Below are 916 nucleotides of genomic sequence, written 5' to 3'. Positions count from 1 at the left end.
GGACAGTTAGCTAACACATATAATAAATTCAAAAAAAAATGATTAAAAGTGCCAGACGCATAGACGCAGAGCCGATAACGCATTAGGTCAAAAAACCTATGTGTTATCGGCTTTTTTATGACCAATTCCAGTTTATCGGTGGGATGAAGGTCGGGGAGCCGTCCGCAGACGGCAGGGGCAGCGCCCCTCCGGAGCTGGCAGAGCAGCAGGCACGAGCCGGCAGTGAAGCAGCTCCGGCAACCCCTCCCCTTTAGGGGCGCAAAGCACTTTCACACCGCTGCACCGATGGGGTGGCGGTGTGAAAGTGCTTTTGCGTTACTTTCTCACAAGAAAGTAACAAAGAGGTTGTTTTTAGCGGAAATTTATGATAAAATAGAGGACGGAAGAATAAGCGGAAAGGGGGCGATTTTATGGGAGTTACGATTTCGGGTATGACAGGTGCAGGGAGCATCCGGCACAACAACCGCAGCTTCTCAGCGGCGAATGTAGACCGGAGCCGGACGGAGCAGAACATTGTTTTCTGCAACGAGGATCTGAAGCAGGTCTATCATATGGTCTTTGATGAAGCTCTCGCAGCCTACAACGCAAAGAAAACCAAAACGAGAGATAAGATACCGGACTACTATGAGCATATCCGGCAGAGTAAACAGGAAAAGCTGTTCCATGAAGCGATCTTCCAGATCGGCAACATGAGCGACTGTGGGTGCGGTACGCCGGACGGAGAACGGGCGGCGGCAGCTCTGAAAGATTTTGCGGAGTCTTTTGCAGAACGCAACCCCCATCTGCGGGTGTTCAATATGGTGCTGCACATGGACGAGGCAACGCCCCATCTCCATGTCGATTTTATCCCTGTGGCAACGGAGCAGTCAAGAGGACTTTCTACAAGGGTATCTATGAAACAGGCATTGAAGCAGCA

1 protein-coding gene is annotated in these 916 nt (G+C 50.8%); it reads left to right on the top strand.

Annotated features, from left to right (window positions below; all coding sequences use genetic code 11):
- Positions 1-410: 410 nt before the first annotated feature.
- Positions 411-916, top strand: a 506-nt coding sequence (locus tag H8Z83_RS19220; protein WP_187016494.1) for a plasmid recombination protein, incomplete at its 3' end; no start/stop codon positions are given.

Origin of the sequence: Dysosmobacter segnis (assembly GCF_014297285.1) — a bacterium.
Taxonomy (GTDB): Bacteria; Bacillota; Clostridia; order Oscillospirales; family Oscillospiraceae; genus Oscillibacter; species Oscillibacter segnis.
This window is presented reverse-complemented; position numbering and strand designations above follow the sequence as displayed.